The 18078-nt window shown below is 64.0% G+C and carries 19 protein-coding genes; 6 read left to right on the forward strand and 13 right to left on the reverse strand.

Annotated features, from left to right (window positions below):
* Positions 1 to 3: 3 nt before the first annotated feature.
* From F6X39_RS08185 to rhaM, 5 genes are all read right to left on the reverse strand, one after another.
* Positions 4 to 1035 (reverse strand): ABC transporter permease, encoded by a 1032-nt coding sequence (locus F6X39_RS08185; RefSeq protein WP_187616260.1) that lies wholly within the window; start codon positions 1033 to 1035, stop codon positions 4 to 6.
* Positions 1028 to 2083, reverse strand: a complete 1056-nt coding sequence (locus tag F6X39_RS08190) for an ABC transporter permease (protein WP_184031485.1) — start codon at positions 2081 to 2083, stop codon at positions 1028 to 1030. Before F6X39_RS08190 ends, F6X39_RS08185 begins: the two co-directional genes overlap by 8 nt.
* Positions 2080 to 3609: a sugar ABC transporter ATP-binding protein gene (locus F6X39_RS08195; RefSeq protein ID WP_187616261.1), complete on the reverse strand. Its 1530-nt coding sequence runs from the start codon at positions 3607 to 3609 to the stop codon at positions 2080 to 2082. The genes F6X39_RS08190 and F6X39_RS08195 overlap by 4 nt, the downstream gene beginning before the upstream one ends.
* 47 nt (positions 3610 to 3656) lie before the next feature.
* The gene (locus F6X39_RS08200) at positions 3657 to 4550 is read right to left on the reverse strand and encodes an amidohydrolase family protein (RefSeq protein ID WP_187616262.1); all 894 of its coding nucleotides are present in this window, start codon (positions 4548 to 4550) and stop codon (positions 3657 to 3659) included.
* Between the two features lie 74 nt (positions 4551 to 4624).
* Positions 4625 to 4942 (reverse strand): L-rhamnose mutarotase, encoded by a 318-nt coding sequence (rhaM, locus tag F6X39_RS08205; protein WP_187616263.1) that lies wholly within the window; start codon positions 4940 to 4942, stop codon positions 4625 to 4627.
* Positions 4943 to 5061: 119 nt separating this feature from the next.
* On the opposite strand from rhaM, the gene F6X39_RS08210 reads away from it, so the two are divergent.
* Positions 5062 to 6057 (forward strand): LysR family transcriptional regulator, encoded by a 996-nt coding sequence (locus F6X39_RS08210; protein ID WP_184054564.1) that lies wholly within the window; start codon positions 5062 to 5064, stop codon positions 6055 to 6057.
* 22 nt (positions 6058 to 6079) lie between these two features.
* On the opposite strand, the gene F6X39_RS08215 is transcribed toward F6X39_RS08210, so the two are convergent.
* From F6X39_RS08215 to F6X39_RS08235, 5 genes are all read right to left on the reverse strand, one after another.
* The gene (locus tag F6X39_RS08215) at positions 6080 to 6862 is read right to left on the reverse strand and encodes an SDR family NAD(P)-dependent oxidoreductase (RefSeq protein ID WP_184062740.1); all 783 of its coding nucleotides are present in this window, start codon (positions 6860 to 6862) and stop codon (positions 6080 to 6082) included.
* A gap of 57 nt (positions 6863 to 6919) precedes the next feature.
* On the reverse strand, positions 6920 to 8098 hold the full coding sequence (gene rhmD, locus F6X39_RS08220) for an L-rhamnonate dehydratase (RefSeq protein ID WP_187616264.1): 1179 nt from the start codon (positions 8096 to 8098) through the stop codon (positions 6920 to 6922).
* 110 nt (positions 8099 to 8208) lie between these two features.
* The gene (locus F6X39_RS08225; protein ID WP_184031531.1) at positions 8209 to 8961 is read right to left on the reverse strand and encodes an SDR family NAD(P)-dependent oxidoreductase; all 753 of its coding nucleotides are present in this window, start codon (positions 8959 to 8961) and stop codon (positions 8209 to 8211) included.
* A gap of 162 nt (positions 8962 to 9123) precedes the next feature.
* The gene (locus tag F6X39_RS08230; RefSeq protein WP_187616265.1) at positions 9124 to 9357 is read right to left on the reverse strand and encodes a hypothetical protein; all 234 of its coding nucleotides are present in this window, start codon (positions 9355 to 9357) and stop codon (positions 9124 to 9126) included.
* A gap of 146 nt (positions 9358 to 9503) precedes the next feature.
* Positions 9504 to 10121 (reverse strand): copper-binding protein, encoded by a 618-nt coding sequence (locus F6X39_RS08235; protein WP_187616266.1) that lies wholly within the window; start codon positions 10119 to 10121, stop codon positions 9504 to 9506.
* 943 nt (positions 10122 to 11064) lie between these two features.
* Here F6X39_RS08235 and F6X39_RS08240 point away from each other — a divergent pair.
* Complete coding sequence (locus F6X39_RS08240) at positions 11065 to 11340, forward strand: hypothetical protein (protein WP_184031549.1); 276 nt, start codon at positions 11065 to 11067, stop codon at positions 11338 to 11340.
* Positions 11341 to 11455: 115 nt separating this feature from the next.
* Here F6X39_RS08240 and F6X39_RS08245 read toward each other — a convergent pair whose 3' ends face one another.
* A complete protein-coding gene (locus tag F6X39_RS08245; RefSeq protein ID WP_187616267.1) occupies positions 11456 to 11764 on the reverse strand; it encodes a hypothetical protein in 309 nt (102 codons plus the stop codon).
* Positions 11765 to 12551: 787 nt separating this feature from the next.
* Between F6X39_RS08245 and F6X39_RS08250 the strand changes: the two genes are divergently transcribed.
* Positions 12552 to 12878, forward strand: coding sequence for an H-NS family nucleoid-associated regulatory protein (locus F6X39_RS08250; RefSeq protein ID WP_184011295.1), 327 nt, complete (start codon positions 12552 to 12554; stop codon positions 12876 to 12878).
* On the opposite strand, the gene F6X39_RS08255 is transcribed toward F6X39_RS08250, so the two are convergent.
* Together F6X39_RS08255 and F6X39_RS08260 are read right to left on the reverse strand one after the other, a co-directional pair.
* Positions 12875 to 13495, reverse strand: a complete 621-nt coding sequence (locus F6X39_RS08255; protein ID WP_187616268.1) for an arsenate reductase ArsC — start codon at positions 13493 to 13495, stop codon at positions 12875 to 12877. The genes F6X39_RS08250 and F6X39_RS08255 overlap by 4 nt on opposite strands.
* A 283-nt stretch (positions 13496 to 13778) precedes the next feature.
* Entirely contained in the window at positions 13779 to 14492 is a 714-nt protein-coding gene (locus F6X39_RS08260) for a J domain-containing protein (protein WP_187616269.1), read from the reverse strand.
* A gap of 725 nt (positions 14493 to 15217) precedes the next feature.
* On the opposite strand from F6X39_RS08260, the gene F6X39_RS08265 reads away from it, so the two are divergent.
* The 3 genes from F6X39_RS08265 (at position 15218) to F6X39_RS08275 (ending at position 17982) form a co-directional block, all read left to right on the forward strand.
* Entirely contained in the window at positions 15218 to 15433 is a 216-nt protein-coding gene (locus tag F6X39_RS08265; protein ID WP_184062756.1) for a transcriptional regulator, read from the forward strand.
* 203 nt (positions 15434 to 15636) lie between these two features.
* Positions 15637 to 17091, forward strand: coding sequence for an indoleacetamide hydrolase (gene iaaH, locus F6X39_RS08270; RefSeq protein ID WP_187616270.1), 1455 nt, complete (start codon positions 15637 to 15639; stop codon positions 17089 to 17091).
* 102 nt (positions 17092 to 17193) lie between these two features.
* Positions 17194 to 17982, forward strand: coding sequence for a CDP-diacylglycerol diphosphatase (locus F6X39_RS08275; RefSeq protein ID WP_187616271.1), 789 nt, complete (start codon positions 17194 to 17196; stop codon positions 17980 to 17982).
* Positions 17983 to 18078 lie beyond the last annotated feature (96 nt).

Here is an 18078-nt window from a genome sequence, read left to right on the forward strand (position 1 = left end):
AAGCTAGGTTGCGGATGAAGAAGACGTGGCGGCGGACTTCGCGATGAAACGCCGGTCGCGTGCCGCCCGCCAGCGAGCGACGAGGTTCGGAATCAGCACCGACGCGAGCAGCAGCACGCCGGTCACGATGGTCAGCGTTTCGCTCGATACATCGTCGAGCGTCAGCGCGTTCTTGAGCACGCCGATGATCAGCAGCGACAGCAGCACGCCGACCATCGAGCCGCGTCCGCCGAAAATGCTGACGCCACCGAACAGCACCGCGGCGATCACCGACAGCTCGAAGCCCTCGCCGTTATCGCCGCGCGCGCTCGTGAAGCGCAGCGTATAGACGATGCCCGCGAGCGCGCTGACGAGACCCGACAGCACGAACAGGCGCAAACGGATCTTCGCGACCTCGATGCCGGAGAACGCGGCGGCGGTCGGATTCGCGCCGATCGCATAGAGACTGCGGCCGAACGCGGTGGCTTGCAGCAGAACCGTGAACAGCACGGCGGCGACGATCACGATCACGAACGGCAACGGAATGAACGTGGGGCCAAGCGTGTTCATGCCGAACGCCGTATACGCGGCCGGAAAATCCGCGACCGCCTGATCGCCGAGCAGCACATACGCGAGACCGCGAAACAGCGCGAGCGTACCGATCGTGACCGCGAGCGACGGCAGGTTCAGCTTGACGATCACGAGGCCGTTCAGCAGGCCCGCCAGCGCGCCGGCGATCAGCACCACAACGATCACGACCGGCATCGGCAGCCCCATGTGCCACAGCACGCCCATCAGCGCGCTCGACGCGCCCAGCACCGACGCGACCGACAGATCGATTTCGGCGGCGACGATGATCAGCGTCATCGGCAGCGCCATTAGCGCGATCTCGGTCAGATCGGCGAATACGTTGCTCAGGTTCGCGCCGGTCAGAAACACCGGCGACAGCCAGCGGCCCAACACCAGCGACACGATCAGCACGATCACCAGCAACACTTCCCATTGCAGCGGCGTTTCGCGCTTGCGCGTGAGCAGCGCGGAATCGGGTTTAGCCATGATCGCGTTTCCTCATCATGCGTTTGGCGACGGAGCGAGCCAGCAGCGTATCGGCGGCGATCGCGGCGACGATCAGCGCGCCCTGGATCGCCTGCTCCCAGAATGGCGACACGTGCAGCACGACGAGCGCGATGCTGATCACGCCGAGCACGAGCGCACCGAGCGTCGCGCCGAGGATCGTGCCGACGCCGCCCGTAATCGCGACACTGCCGACCACCGCCGCCGCGACGACCTGCAATTCGATGCCCTTCGCGGTGCTGGCATCGACGGTGCCGAAGCGCGCGAGCCACAACGCGCCCGCGAAGCCCGCAATCGCCCCGGACAACAAAAAGCCCGACATCACGCGACGCTCGACGTTCACGCCCGCGAGCCGCGCGGCTTCCGGATTCGAGCCGATCGCATAGTGCTCGCGACCGCCGCGAAACTGCTTCAGATACACCGACAGGCCGGCGAGTACGACGATCGCGATCAGCGCGAGCGTCGGGATGCCGAGCAGCGTGCCGGTCGCGAGCCGCGAGTACGCGTCGGGCAGACTGGTCGCGTTGATCTGGCCGCCGTGCACCCATGCGTAATCGGCGCCGCGAAAGATGTACAGCGTCGACAGCGTCGCCACGAGCGAAGGCACGCGCCCCACCGCGACGAGCAGCGCATTGATGCCGCCCGCGACGAGCCCGATCGCGAGCCCCGCGGCCAGCGCGACGAGCACCGGCATATGCGGGAACCCAACGTACAGGCTGCCCACCGCGTACGCGCTGATACCCACCGTCGAGCCGACCGACAGATCGATATGCCGCATCAGGATCACGACGGTCATCCCAGCCGTTAGCAGACCGATGATCGACACGTTCAGCAGCACGTCGCGCAGGTTCTGCAGATTCAGGAACTGCGGCTTCGCGAGCCCGGTCCCCGCGATCAGCAGGATCAGCACGACGAACAACGTGGTTTCGCGGCTCTTCGCGACGCTCGCGACGAGACCGCCCGATGAAGCGGCGGAACGCTTCGGCAGCGACTGCCGCACCGGCGCGGGATGGGTCGAATGGCGCATCATGCTGCACGTCCCAATGGTGACAGTCCCTGACCGAGCGCGGCGCCCATGATGCGCTCCTCGTTCGCGTCGGCGCGCGCGAGCTCCGCGCTGATGCGGCCTTCGTGCATCACGAGTACGCGATCGGCCATACCGAGCACCTCGGGCAACTCGCTCGAAATCATCAGCACGGCCATGCCATCGCGCACGAGTTCGGCGAGCGCGCCATACACCTCGGCTTTCGCGCCAACGTCGATGCCGCGCGTCGGTTCGTCGATGATCAGCACTTTCGGGCCGGTCGCGAGCCACTTGCCGAGCACGACCTTCTGCTGGTTGCCGCCCGACAGCGTACCGACCGGCGCCTCCGGGTCGCTCGCCTTCAGGCGCAGACGCGTGCCCCACTTGTTGGCGAGCTGCGTTTCGCTGCGCGTCGAAATGAGCCCATGTCGAACGAGCCGTCCGAGCACCGTCATCGACGCATTGCGCGCGATGCTCAGTTCGAGCGCGAGCCCTTGCTGGCGGCGATCCTCCGGCACCAGCGCGAGCCCGGCGCGCACCGCGGCCGCGGGCTTGCCGGTGTCGAGCCGCTTGCCGGCCAGCCACACTTCGCCCGAATCGAGCGGATCGATACCGAAGATCGCCCGCGCAACCTCGCTGCGTCCCGCGCCGACGAGGCCCGCGAGCGCGACGATCTCGCCGGCGCGCACGTCGAACGAGACATCCTTGAACACGCCGATGCGCGTCAGGCCGCGCACCGACAGACGCACGTCGCCCGGTGTGCAATCGGCCTTCGGATAGAACGTTTGCAGATCGCGGCCGACCATCCTGGCGACGATCGCGTCGGTGCTCAGATCGGCGGTCAGCGCGTCGAAGACTTTCGCGCCGTCGCGCATGATCGTCACGCGCTGCGTCAGCGCGAACACTTCGTCGAGCCGGTGCGTGATGAACAGAATCGCGACGTCGCGTTCGCGCAGCTTGCGCACGATCGCGAAGAGCCGCTCGACTTCGGGCAGCGACAATGCGGCCGTCGGTTCATCCATGATCAGCACGCTCGCGTTCAGCGACAACGCCTTCGCGATTTCGATCACCTGCTGATCCGCGATCGACAGACCACGCACCAGCTGATCCGCGCGCAACTCGACGCCGAGCGACGCAAGCAGTCCGTCCACCTCGCGATGCATCGCGTCGTACTGGATGCGGCCGAAGCGGTCGACCGGCTGCCGGCCCATGAAGATGTTCTCCGCGATCGACAGATCGAAGAACAACGTCGGCTCCTGATAGATGACCGCGAGCCCGGCGTCGCGCGCTTCGGCCGGCGTCGCGAAGCGACGTGGCTCGCCGTTCACCAGAAGCTCGCCGGCGTCGGGCTGATGCACCCCGGCGAGAATTTTCACGAGCGTCGATTTGCCCGCGCCGTTCTCGCCGAGCAGCGCATGCACCTCGCCGGGCCACAGCACGAGGTCGCCGTCGGACAGCGCGCGCACCCGGCCGAAGGATTTGCTCGCGTGCCGCAATTCGAGTCGCGGCACCGTGGAAGGGGATGGCTGCACTGCGTGTCTCCTTTTTTGCGGCGGTCTTCTCTTCGACGCGCGGCGCGTCAAATCCGGTAGTACCGTTCCGCGTTGCGCCGAAACAGCGCGTCCTTCTCAGCCTCGCTCGCATCGCCAATGATCGCCGCATACGCGCGCCACAAATCCGTATACGAACCGAACAGCCGGTCGACGGGAAAATTCGACGCGAACATCGCACGTTCGACGCCGAACGTATCGATCGTTTCGAGCACATAAGGCCGCAGGCTTTCGACGGTCCAGTGATGATCGAACATCGCGAGCCCGCTGATCTTCACCGCGACGTTCGGACACGCCGCGAGCAGGCGCATGCCTTCGCGCCACGCGCGGTAACCGGCCACGCTATTACGATCGACGAACATGCCCGCATGATTGACGACCAGAAGCGTGTCCGCATACGCACGCGCGAGCGCGGCCGCCTCTTCCATTTGCGACGGATACAGTTGCAGATCGAACGACAGGTCGTAACGGCGCAGCAACGCGAAATGCTCGCGCCACTGCGGCTCGCGCATGTAATGACGGCCGACGTAATCGAACAGTTTGTTGTCGTGCACGTTGAGAATCTGCCGGATGCCGCGCGTATTCGCGAACGACGCATGCGCTTCGAGCAACGCGGGCGCATTTTGCGCGGACAGGTCCACGGCGGCGACGATCGCATTCGGCATGCCGCGCGAGGCGTCGCGATCCGCAATCGACTGCAACCAGCGCGTTTCCTCGACGGGATCGGCCGGATCGTGATTCGCTTCGACGTGCACGAGCTTCAGCACGTCGACGTCGCCCGCTTCACCGAGCAGATCGTCGAGCAGATAGTCGTGCTTCAGATCGCGCGCATCGCCGACGAACGACACGCCCGGGTTCTCCAGCCACGGATAGCGATGCGTCTTCAGATCCCACAGATGGATATGCGAATCGACAACCTGCATGCGGCACCTTCGTCCGGTTAAAAGCATTTCGAGGTTCGTGCGTCGTTGCGGGGTTCAGCTGCGTTCAGCGCGACTCAATGACTGAGACGAAAGACCGGTTCGAGCGGCTGCGACAGCGGCGTGTGATCGGGCGCGGTCTGCATGATGTCGGCCATGTAATCCCACCATTTGCGCATCACGTCGAGTTGCGGCAACTGGTCCATCGTGTGATCGCTGGTGCGCGAGAGCACCGCGAAAAGATGATGCGTGTCGGGGTCGAAGAAAATGCGGTAGTCGCGCACGCCGGCGTTGTGCAGCGCGTCAACGAGCTCGGGCCAGATCTGCGTATGACGCCGTTCGTATTCTTCGCGCATGCCGGGGTTCAGCACCATCCGGAAAGCGATTGTCTCCATTGCGGCCTGTCTCCTGTAGCTCTTCGAACGACTATAATTCCTGCATCGATAGCCTCTCAATCCGTTGTTGGGATTGGTCGATCCACAAACCGAATCGCACGGGCACTCCTACTGGCACCATGAGCCAACATTCAGCCGCCGTCGCACTCGTCAATCGTCTTAAGTTCAAGCATCTCGCCCTGCTCGTCGCACTCGACGACACCCGCAACCTGCATCAGGCCGCCGAGGCCGTCAACGTCGCGCAACCGAGCGCGAGCCGCATGCTCGGCGACATCGAGGAAGCGTTCGGCTTCCTGCTGTTCGAGCGCAACGCGCGCGGCATGACGCCGACGCCGCTCGGCGTCGTCACGCTCGCTTACGCGCGCCGTGCGCTCGCCGAGCTCACACGCTTCGCCGAAGACCTCGATGTCAAACGCCGCGGCGGTCACGGCCAGTTGACCGTCGGCGCGATCATGGGCGCCGCGCCCGATCTGCTGGCGATGTCGGTCGCCGCGCTGAAGACCGAAAGCCCGCTGCTCAGCGTGCGCATCCTCGGTGAAACAAGCGATCAGGTCGTGCAATTGCTGCATCGGCGCGAGGTCGATCTCGCGCTGGGGCGCCTGACCAACCCTCTGCAGCACAACGACTTCAGCTTCGAGCCGCTCGCGCGCGAAACGCTGCTGCTCGTCGTGCGCGCCGTGCATCCGCTCGCGCGGCGCACGCGCATCACGTTGCGCGAACTGGTCGCGTGGCCGTGGGTTGCGCAACCCGTCACGAGTCCGGCGCGCGTGCTGTTCGAGGAAGAACTCGCGCGTGCCGGGCTCGCCACGCCAGTCAATCTGACCGAATGCGCGTCGATCTTCGCGACGCTGCAATTGCTCGAGAATTACGATGCGGTCGCGATGCTGCCGGAGTCGGTCGTGCGCGATCATGTGCGCGGCGGGCTGCTGGTCGCGCTGCCACTCGAAATCGGCAAGAGTCTCGCGGGTTTCGGCATTCTCACGCGCAAGGAAGAGCAGCTCGCCGAGCCGGCGCTGCGCTTCATCGAACTGCTGCGCGGCTTCTCGCGCGACCTCGCGCGCGACGATCCGGCCGCCGCACCCGGCACGCCGACTACGCCCGTCACGGTCAATTGACGCCCGCATCGCGCGTCGTCGCTTATTGCAGGTTCACGAACAGGCCGCCGTCGACGAGCAGCGCGGCGCCCGTCACATAGCGCGCGCGGTCCGACGCGAGAAACACGACGCAATCAGCGACGTCGTCGGGACGCCCGAGGCGGCCGAGCGGAATGCGCTTTTCGAAGTAGGCCTTCTTCGCTTCGTCGGCGAGATCTTCGGCGTTCAGATCGGTCGCGATCGTGCCCGGCATGACAGAGTTGCAGCGGATGCCGAACGGCCCCAACGCGATCGCGCACGACTGCATCAGCGAATGCACGCCGGCCTTGGTCGGCGTGTAATGCGTTTGCATGCCGCCGCCCACCAACGCGCTGATCGAACTCGTCGCGACGATCGCGCCGCCGGTGCCCTGCTTTTTCATCTGCTGCGCGGCAGCCTGCGTGACGAAGAACGCGCCGTTCAGATTGACCGCGACCGTCGATTCGAGCACGTCCGCCGGCATGTCGAGAAAAGCGTGAAACGGGCAGATGCCGGCATTGCTCGCGAGCACGTCGAGCTTGCCGAACGCGTCGACCGTCCGTCGCACCAGCTCCTGGCCGGTGTCGCGCGCCGCGACGTTGCCTTCCACCGCGATCACGCGCCGCCCCAAGGCCTCGATTTCGCCGACGACTTCCTCGACCGCCGAGCGCCGGCCATACGATGCGTCGTTGTCGCCCCAGTAGTTGATCGCCACGTCCGCGCCTTCGCGCGCGCAGGCCACCGCGATCGCGCGTCCGATGCCGCGCGAGCCGCCGGTGACGATCACGACTTTGTCCTTGAGCAGCACCTTAATCTCCTTTGCGGCGGTTCGCCGTTCGGCACAGGTTCAAAACGTTCGACACGTTCAATGCTGATAAGGCCGCACCAGCGCGCATTCCGGATTGAGCCGCACGCCAAAGCCCGGCGTGTCCGGCACCTTCATGCGCCCGTTCACCGGCACCGGCTCGTCGAGCAGCAGCGGACTGAACATCGGCACGACTTCGTCGGCTTTCGGCGCCATCATCAGAAACTCGGAGAACGGCGAGTTATGGCGCGTGACGACGAAGTGATAGCTGTACACCGACGACCCATGCGGCACCACCATCACATTGTGCGCATCGGCGAGCGCGGAAATCTTGATCAGCTCGGTGATGCCGCCGCACCAGCCGACGTCGGGCTGGATCAGATCGCAGCACTGCATCTCCAGCAGCATCCGGAAGCCCCAGCGCGTCGCCTCGTGCTCGCCGGTCGACACCATCATGCCGCGTGGCACGTTGCGGCGCAGTTCGGCGTAACCCCAGTAATCGTCGGGAGGAAGACATTCCTCGACCCATTTGAGGCCGTATTCGTGCGCGCCTTGCGCGAGCCGCGTCGCGTAGCGCACGTCGAGGCTCATCCAGCAGTCATACATCAGCCAGAAGTCGTCGCCGACGCGCGAGCGCATGTCGGCGAGCTTGTCGAGGTTTTGCCTGAGTCCGTCTTCGCCTTCCGCGGGACCATGCTGCAACGGCAGCTTGCCGCCAATGAAGCCCATCTCCTTCGCGAGATCGGGCCGCGCGCCGGTCGCATAGAACACCAGCTCGTCGCGCACCGGACCGCCCAAGAGCTGATACACGGGCTCCTTGCGAACCTTCGCGAGCAGATCCCACAGCGCGAGATCGACACCGGAAATCGTGTTCAGCACGACGCCCTTGCGCCCGTAGTACAGCGTCGCGAAGTACATCTGATCCCACATCTTCTCGATGTCGGTCACCAGCTGCCCTTCGAGAAAACGCGCGAGATGCTTTTCGACGATGAACGCGCCGATCTCGCCGCCGGTCGTCACCGCGAAGCCCACGGTGCCGTCGCTCGCTTCGATCTCGACGACCAGCGTGCCGAGCACATTGATGCCGAACGACTGGCGGCTCTGGCGGTACTTGGGATAACGCGCCATCGGCGTGGCGATGTGATCGTCGATCCAGTGTCCGCCGGCCTGGTCGTGATAGTCCGCGCCGCCGCCGCGAACGATGAAGGCACGCACGTGCCGGATGGTAGGCATGGCCATGAAAGGGCTCCGTGAGAGAGGCGTCGAAGCGGCTCGACAACGCGCGTTCGACGCGTGTGCAATACGCTGCGGGACGTGAGCAATGCGCGAGCAGTGCGCGAGCAGTGCGCTCAATAGGTGGCGCGGCCGCCCGACAGGTCGAATACCGAGCCGGTGCTGAACGCGCAGTCTTCAGAAGACAGCCACAGGATCAGCGACGCCGCTTCTTCCGGCAGCAGGAAACGGTTCATCGGAATCTTCGACAGCATGTAGTCGATGTGCTGCTGCGACATCGAATCGAAGATTTCGGTCTTGGCCGCGGCCGGCGTGACCGCATTGACGAGGATGTTTCTGGTCGCGAGTTCCTTGCCGAGCGACTTGGTGAGCCCGATCAACCCCGCTTTCGATGCGCTGTAGTGCGAAGCATTCGGATTGCCCTCCTTGCCCGCCACCGACGCGATATTGACGATGCGGCCGTAGCCCTGCTTCAGCATCTGCGGCACGACCGCGCGGCAGGTCAGGTACGGGCCGATCAGATTCACGTCGATCACGCGGCGCCACATGTCGGGCGCAAGCTCCCAGGTCGCGCCGTTGCCGCCGGTGATGCCCGCGCAGTTGATCAGCACGTCGATCGAGCCGTGCCCGGCGACCGTTTGCGCGGTGGCCTGCTGAACCGCGGCGTCGTCGGTCAGCTCGACCGTGATGGCGCTCACCTTGCCGAGTTCGCTCAGCTCGCGCTGGCTGCGCGCGAGCCGTTCGCTATCGACGTCCCACAACGCGACCGACGCGCCCGAGCGCAACGCCCGCTGCGCGACCGCGTAGCCGATGCCACGCGCGCCGCCGGTGATGACGACCGTGCGCCCCTCCAGATCGATCCGATTCATTGCTGCGCTCCTGTAGGCCGCCGTGCGGCGTGCCATCGAGTTGTTGTGTATCGCTGCAGTCAATATACGGGCGGTGCGATGCGCCAACAATTCGACTATTCGCGGGGGCGATAGCAAAAGTGGATCGGCAGCGGGAGCGAGCGCTAAAGGGAAGCGAAGCGGCTAATCATCGGCAGCGACGAAAAGCATCGAGACATACAGAATGGTCGACACGACGATGATGCCGACGCCGATCAGCACCTTGGTCTGGTCGAAGTTGATCCCGCCGATGATCGCAATGCCGATCCCGAACACCGACGACAACGTGCCGAGCGCCGCGATGCCCACGTGTATCTTGCTGCGGACCAGCCGTTTGCGCTCCGATTCGGCAGTGGTTTCCGTTTCGCTCTGTTCCATTCCCCGCTCCTTCGCGCGCGACGCGATGACCATCGTGAAACCTGAGCCGCAATGGCCGGCGCGCGACATCGAACCGTCGGTTGCGGTTCTACGCCGTGCACCTCGATACGCTTCAGCGTAGTTTATTTAAGCCTTCTCGATCGCCGTTATTTGACGTCCGCGCCATTGCGCGACACCGACGCCGCGATGGCCGAGACGAACACCGCGCGCACCGAATCGCCGACCTTCAGTTTCTCGAGCGCAATGTCCGGCGCCACGTCGAGCGTTTCCGTGCGCGACGGCCCGCGCAGCGTGATCGTGCGCTTCTTGCGATCGATCTTGCGCACCGTCGCGACGACCTCGACGCGCCGCGCCGATGCAACGACACCGTTCGCCGCAGGCTGTGTGACTTCGGTATCGATGCGCTGGCGGATTCCGTTCGGCGCGAGTTTGTCGACGCCGACCAGCACCGCCCTCTTGTACGCAATCGTCACGACGTCGCCGACATGCAGCTTGCTGACGTCGGCGGCTTGCGGATTCACGTCGAAAGTTTCCTCGCCGCCTTGCGGGCCGCGCAGCGTCACGCTGTTCGTCGCGGGATCGATCGCGACGACGCGCGCCTGAACGTGCAGCAGCGCGGCGGCGCCAATTGCCCGCTGTTCCGGCGCGGACGCGGCCGCGTTGTCCTGTGCCAGCGCCGGACCCGCCGCGGCGACGCAAACCACCAACGCAACCGCGATCGCCTTCACCTGCATGAGCCCGGAGTCCGTAGAATTACAAGCCATGAAATGCTCCTTTTGATTGCGTCGATGTGACGGCAAATGTTTTGTCGCAGATCGCGTACTACGTTTAGCGCCGGCAAGTGCAGTCGCTTCGAATAAAAAGAAAAACGGACTATTAATCGCTTTTATCGAACGGGGTTGCGCTTTTTGAAACCAATAGCGGTTCCTTTCTAATGCGTCGATTTGTCCCGGAGAGCCAATCGCGAAAAGCGCGTGCTTCTCCATGCGATGCAATCGTTGTGCGGAGTCGTGGCGGATGAGCTTGCGCAAGGAGCCGCGCGGCTTTGCACATGCGTTCCCACGAGCGTCAGCGGAGGGGTAGAGAGCTAGCCATAACATATTCCTCGCAACGAGATGGACTACCGGGCGACCCAACGTGAGCGGGTCCGGAAATTGCCGAACGTTATGACTATTTCAAACGGTTTCGGGGATGCTAGCAAACGCGCAAAGGAATGGCAAGACAAGTGGCTGCGCATCGCCATTCCCGATTAATCGGGTTTGCCGCGTCAAATCTTTTATGACGGTGGGCGATTCATTTGCCATAAAAATATGATCGCTGCAATTCGCTGAGTTCAGATACCCGGCGACGCCGTCCTCGCTCTGACTCTGTCCGGTTGCCTGACAACAGTCGAATCGGCGCATTCGATATGCATTGAAAAGCGGTGGGCGGGCGGCAGATTGGCAATCGTCGAACGTCTCCGCACAAACCCTTAATGGATGATACTGAAGCGATTACGCATCGCTGCGCGACGAATACAAAAAATTGTCGTCAATCATTGGAATACTGCGAACACGGCTTATTGATCGAGCGAATTTTGCCGTCAAGGCAACGAGAAAGGACGCCTGAGCAGATGGCCACAGTCATGTGGGCCTCACAGGCACAGCGTTTGCTAAAGCTCGCGTCACCGTCTAACGCACACACATTGGTTTATCGAAAGGACACCACATGGTCACGACTCGCCCCTGCACCGCCGCCTGCGTCATCGACGGCCTCCTCGTCACGCTGACGTTCTATCCGGACAACGGCGTGTTGCGTATAGCCGATTCGTCCGGCGCCTGTCTAAGAGAAACGCGCTGGCATGGGTCATGGCGCGCTCTGCTCGAGGAGTTCCGCGGCTACTACGAAGCGGCGGAGAACGACGCGGCGCGCGGCGTCGACGATATCGTCGCTCGCCTCGGCGAGCGCTGCGCTGATGCCCAGCGGGAATTGGCATTCGCGTGAAATGGCATGCGCTTGCGATCAAGCGCGTGAAAGGCGGCGGCAGCGCTCGGCACCTGTTCGTTGCCTCGCGATCCGGGGTCGTTCCTGACGCCCCGCTGCCGCTCGCGAACTCTGGTCATTGACCGAAATAAGTCTTGCACTCCGTGCTGAACGAGCATGACTGGCTGCGCCGGCCTCCCGCTTGCGACTCGCCCGCCGGAACACCACCATACGACGCGTTGCGTATGCCCTGCTCACGCGGGTCCCAGTTCTGACCGAACGACATGTCGGTCGTCGCCTGCGCCGATTCGTCCGCATCGTGCTCCATCATCGCGCGACCCGACACGGCGTGGTCCGCCTGGCCGCTCAACTCCTCGGCGATGGCCGTTCTCGGCGCGAGAAACAGAACGGCGGTCGCGGCAATCATCAATATACGTACTCTCATTTCCGGACTCCTCGAAGCCGGCGCAGCAGTGTTCGTCCTCCACAAGAATTGATCCGCGAACAGCCAACCTGCCCAATCGGGCCGAGGAACGGGTCGATGCCAATGCGCTACTGCTGCGACGGGTCACCGAACTAAACAGATGAAGAATTACCGCGCTTGCAACCTATACTCGACGCGTTCCCGAGCGTCGGCGGAATCGGCGTGCACAAGGCGGCTGTAAGTCTGCATTCGCAGCTTGTCGTCCTTCTTTTATAGTTCGCGCACCCCGGAATTCAATCCCAGGAGCTTCCAGCAGTGTCGGCAATCGTCCACACCGTTCGATAAACCGCATTCATCGACAAATTCAACGTGAACTAAGCGTGCTTTGCTCGCGCATTGCGCTATCATGTTGCTACAACGCACAAAAAGCGAACCCGCACATCGACGAAAGTCCGGTGAAAGACGGACAGCGTGGAATGACTCCATCCATTCGCAATCATTGCATCGAGACACAGAGTTTTTCATAGCGAACGTCAGGCTTACCGGCCTCGTTCGTCGCGTTGCGACATGCTGAAATATTTGCTGATCGAGACTCTCGGTTCGAGGGTCGGTTGTTCCAGCGGCCGTCTTCGTCCGAGGCCGTATTGCAATTCAGGGAGCAACGTTTTTAACCCGGCACATGGCATTTCCGTCAATCGACAACCCCACCGCGGGCCGGCCCCATTCAGTCGGGCTCGATGCTTCGCAGCTTTTTCCCCGCAATCTGTCTTCGACAGCACGCTGCACGTTTTAGAAGGACGAATATCCTATGGACGAAAGGAAGCGAGATAGCATGATTGCCTATCTCCGCCATCGTATGGAAGAGTTTGGTATCAGACCAGAAGACCTTGCCGCAGCGCTGGCGACCGAGTCATTGGCCAAAAAGGCTGAGCGCTATCGCAATGCGACCGGAGACAGCTGGGACGGCAATGGCGAAATGCCGCAATGGTTGAAGCAGGCTATTAGTGCCGGCCAGAGCATTGAGCATTTCGAATTGGCCGCAAAACCGGCGCCCGCGCCCCAACCGAAAAAACAGGTGGACTGGTCGAATGACCCGTTCGCCGGCACGCGGCTCGGGCGCCCGAATAACCGCTAGGTGCAGGCCGCCGCGCTCGAAGGCGCGGGCACAATGGCTGCGGCTTCGAAACGAACCGCCGTGCCACGCACCGGTTTTGCGCCACCGCTTGCCACATTTACGGCATTCACCGCATTCCCTGCATTGACGGCATTCGCCGCATCGACGAGATTCGCGTGATTCGAGGCAGGCTGCGCATATTGCGGCAGCTCGATAAGCGCGCTGACCTGCCGGACGATCTGCCAGAAGGTCTTGTCGAAAAGACGGGCCTGCTCGTCAGCGGACCCGTGGCCGCCCGCGAGCGGATCGGTAATAGTCCAATAGACGAACGCCGGTGCGCCGGGAAATACCGGCGCGTGCAGTCCGCCGACGAATTCGTCGAGCGCGATCACGATATCCATGCGCGGCGCCCATTCGCCGGTGAATTCGAGCCAACTTTTAGGGCTCAGCACCGCGCGCCCGGAAATGCCGGGCCGCAATTGCGCGACCGCGAGTGGATGAAGGCGCGCGGCCGGTTCAGGGCCCGCGCTGAACGCGTCGAACCGGTGCCCCGCCAGTTCGCGCAGTAAAGCTTCGGCAATGATGCTGCGGATCGAATTATCGCGGCAGAGAAACAACACCTTATATTTTCTGGACACGCTTACCCCGTACCGATGTTTTTTTATTGGCCTCTGGGCGGAATTGTGCCGCTCCAGTCTTGCGCCCCCGTGACACTACGGCGTCTTTATTATTTGCGCCTCGGGATTCGCACCAGGTATCTCGACTCACGGGCACAGAGCACAACTTTGCGAACGATGGGCAGTGTACCAGTGTCCGGCCCACTGTTTCAGCACCCTGTCAATATTTGCCAGATCAACCGACGCTGCCGCCGGCCCGCCGGTCCGGCACGATGGGCCTGGCCCGGTCGCCGTCGGCGGCGAGTCAGAACTTCAGGCTGTTGAGGAACTGAAACCACAGGTTGCCGAGCGCGCCGGCCGGATGCATGTCGCTGACGGTTTCGTCGCGCTTCGCATGGTTCTCGCGTCTGGAAGGCTGCGTGTCGTGAGGGGCGGTTTGCGAGGCCGCGCCGGTGTCTTGCGCGCGGTCCGCCAGTTCGGGCTCGGACGCCTCGGCTTGCGCCGCTTGCGCGCTCTTCGCGGTCTTTCCCGCGCGCTGGGCGTTTTGCGCGGCGTCCGCCTCGTCGCGGCGCGCGGCCTGCAACGCCGCGACGCTGTCGGCGATCTGCGCGGCGCGCTGCGGTTCGCATTGCCGCCCGAGCAGCACGCCGAACAGCACGTCGCGATTGTGGCCCTGGTCGCCGAAGCGGATCGCGATCGACACCATCTCGGCATACGCGGCTTCGTCGGCCGCGCGCGCCGCTGCCTCGCGCTTCGCCTGCGCGCGTTGCCGACGCGTGTGCTGCGCCTCCCACTCGCGCATCTGCTCGGTGTAGACCGCGTCGTAGACGTTGCGCTGCTCGGCATCGGACAGGATCGCGTACGCGTCCTTGATTTCCTGGAACGCCGCGCGCGCCACGTCCTCGGCACCGTGGTTGCGGTCCGGATGCCACTTCATCGCGGCTTTCCGGTAGGCCCGCTTGATTTCGTCGTCGGTGGCGTGCGCGGGCACGCCGAGCGTCTCATACAGGGTTGCCATGCTGGACTCGATCTCGCGAAAAATCACTGCGGGCATCGTAGCATGCTAAAAGCGGCGTCATCGCGAACCGGCCTCCACGCAAGCACGCGCATGCCGGCATTGCCGCGATGGCACGGCGGCAGATCGTCCTCCAACGGCCCACGAAAAAAAGGCCCCACCACTTGCGTAGCGAGACCGAGTCCCATGTCTAAGGAGATGTCATGGAGGAGACGAGCCGATCTTATCGTCAGACCCGCACGCGCCCAACCAACGGTTCGCCATATGCTTATCGGCCGCGCGCTCAAGTGCATTGCAAAGCGCTAGCCGCGTCGAGCCATGCGACTGCGAGCCTGGCCTGCGCACCGAGCCCCGCCACCTCCATCGCCGCTGACGGTCGTCCCGCGCGCGTGCTGCACGCGGTCTGAATACTCCCCGGGCACCGTGACGCCGCCGCAATCGCGCGCGGCGCCACGCTTTGCGCCGAGCGACCGTGCGCCACATAACAGACGCCATGCCTCCACGCGAATAGAGTCACCGGACACAGCGACTTCGATCCAATCCCGGCTTCTGATTACCACTGCGGCCCCGCGCTGATTTGCTTTCGACGAAAGATTGGTTCAACCGCTGCGCAGCGCACCCTACGCTTGACCTGCCCGCCGCTTCACTCACCTATGGCAACGACAGGGCCGCGCCACACGCATTGGTATTCCGCACGACATTCGCGGGCACACAGACAAGTCAAGATCATGAACTCACACATCCGCTACAAGGGCTACGAGGTCGAAGCGGCAACGCAACCGCTCCCCAACGGATTATTCGCCGCCAATCTGACGATCGAGCAGCGCGACGAGAATACGCGCAAGGCTTATTCGTTCGACGCGCTCGACTACTTCTTCGACGAAGAGCATGCGCTCGCCTACGCGTCGGACTGGGGGCGTATGTGGATCGATAATCACCAATAAGGCGATCCCGGAGCGCATCGATATCGATGACAGCGAGCGCGACACGCGTTGCGCATCGCCCGGCATCGGGTTTCAGGCGGATGTGCCAGAATAGGTGAACCCTTGCGTTCGCTGTCTGCCTGCGTGACCTGTCCGCTACTTCGACGGATGCAGTCGAAACTCGCGCCGCCCGCGACGCACCCATCGATACGGAGACGCCGGTCATGACATGGACCGTCGACGCACAGCTCGCGCTCAGCGCGACACAAGCGGTCGAGGCGCTGCAATCGGGCCGCCTCAACGCCGCCGACTACGTCGCCACCCTGCTCGCGCGCGCCGCCGCGCTCACGCACCTGAATGCGCTCACCACGCTCGACTTCCACGGCGCGCTCGCCGCGGCGCAGCGCATCGACGCATTGCCGCCGGCTGAGCGGGCACGTCTGCCGCTCGCCGGTTTGCCGATCGTCGTCAAGGACAACATCAATACCGCAGGTCTACCGACGACGGCCGGCACGCCCGCGCTCGCGGGCTTCGTGCCGAACACCAACGCCCCGTCGGTGCAACGCCTCGTCGACGCGGGCGCGATCGTGCTCGGCAAGGCCAACATGCACGAACTCGCGTTCGGCATCACGAGTACCAACCTGTCCGCGCACGCGGGGCCGGTGCGCAATCCGTACGATCCGTCGCTGATACCGGGCGGCTCGTCGGGCGGCACCGCGGTGGCGATCGCCGCGCGCATCGCGCCCGCCGGACTCGGCACCGACACCGGCGGCTCGACCCGCATCCCGGCCGCGCTGACCGGCACCGCGGGCTTGCGTCCATCGGTCGGCAATGGCGGTGCCGAGCGGCGCTATCACGACCCCAACGCGGTGGTGCCGATCAGCCATACGCGCGATACCGTCGGGCCGATGGCACGCAGCGTCGCTGACCTGGCGCTGCTCGACGGCGTGATCACCGGCGACGGCGCGTTGCCTGCGATTGCGCTCGATGGCTTGCGCATCGGCTTGCCCGCGCCGCTGTGGGATGCTCTCGAGCGACAGGTCGAGGACGTCGCGCGCGCTTCACTGCAAAAGCTCGAAGCGGCGGGCGTCACGTTCGTGCCGGTCGCGATGCACGAGTTGGAGTATCTGAACGGGATGGTCGGCGGTCCGCTCGCCATTCACGAAGCGCGCGACGACGTGCTCGCGTGGTTGGTCGCGAATCGCGCACCGGTGCAAACCGTCGCCGCACTGGCCGTGCGCATCGCGAGCCCGGATGTGCGCGCGATCTACGACGACGTGCTCGCCGACGTGCTCGGCTCGCACTACTCGGCGGCGCTCAACTACTGGCGACCGCGGCTGCGGAACTACGTCGCCGCGACGTTCGCGAATGCCGGTCTCGACGCGTTGCTGTTTCCGACGACGCGGCTCGTCGCGGTACCGATCGACGATCTGAACGGCTCGTCGACGGTCACGATCGACGGCGGTCCACCAATCGATACGATGGAAGCGTTCCTGCGTAATACCGACCCGGCCAGCACATCCGGCATTCCGGGGCTGTCGCTGCCGGCGGGTATCAGCGCGAGCGGGCTGCCGGTCGGCCTCGAACTCGATGGACCGCTCGGCTCGGACAGGCGCCTGCTGGCCATCGGTGTCGCGATCGAACAGGTACTGGGAACGTTGCCCGCGCCGGTGCTTTGAAGCCCGTGTTTCACGTGCGCGCCATCAGGTTTGTGCTTTAATGCCTGCGCGTTGCAGCCCGCATTCCGACGCTTTGTCCCCCGAACCTCCCCTTAAGCGACGATGACGAACCCCGCCACCGCCCTCTCATCTCGCGGCCTCGCACACCGCGTCGTTCACTTGAGCGCCGTGCTCGCGGTCGCTTTCGCCGCCAGCGCCTGCGCGCGCCTCGCGACGGTCGATTCCAACGCGCTGTGGAAGATCGTCGACATCCGCTGCGTGCCGTCGCAGCAGGCCACGGGCACACCGGGTCAATGCACGGTCGTCGATCTCGACCAACGATACGTCGTCCTGAAGGACATTCTCGGCCGCTCGCAGTTTCTGCTGATGCCGACCGATCGCATCACCGGCATCGAAAGTCCGCTGATCCTCGCGCCCGATGCGAAGGACTACTGGCATGACGCGTGGGATTCGCGTCATTACGTGCAGCAGGCGGTCAAACGCGAGTTGCCCGACGATCAGCTCGGCCTCGAAATCAACTCCGAATCTCGTCGCTCGCAAAACCAGCTGCATATCCACATCGATTGCATGCGGCGTGAAGTCAGCGCCGCGCTCGCCGATCACGCTCACGACACGCCCGGCGAGTGGCGTTGGGAGACGCTCGATGGCGAGCGCTACAGGATCATGCGGGTGAACTCGCTGAGCGGCGCCGACAACCCGTTCCGGATCGTCGCCCGCGACAATCCGGATCCGGCGGCGATGGCCACGCAAACCATCCTGGTTACCGGCGCGGGACCGTCCGCGGCTCGGGATGGCTGGCTGATCGTCAACAGCGGTATCGACATCGATGGCGGCAGCGGCACGGCCGAAGGGCTGCTCGATCACGCGTGCCGCGTCGCGAACGATCATTGAGCGTTTGCCGAACACACAGAATTCGCGCCCGCTTTTCCACGATTGCGCAGATGCATTGCTCAATCAAATGGTTCGGGCGCACAGCATTGCCCCGTA

Origin of the sequence: Paraburkholderia sp. UCT2 (assembly GCF_014397665.1) — a bacterium.
Classification (GTDB): domain Bacteria; phylum Pseudomonadota; class Gammaproteobacteria; order Burkholderiales; family Burkholderiaceae; genus Paraburkholderia; species Paraburkholderia tuberum.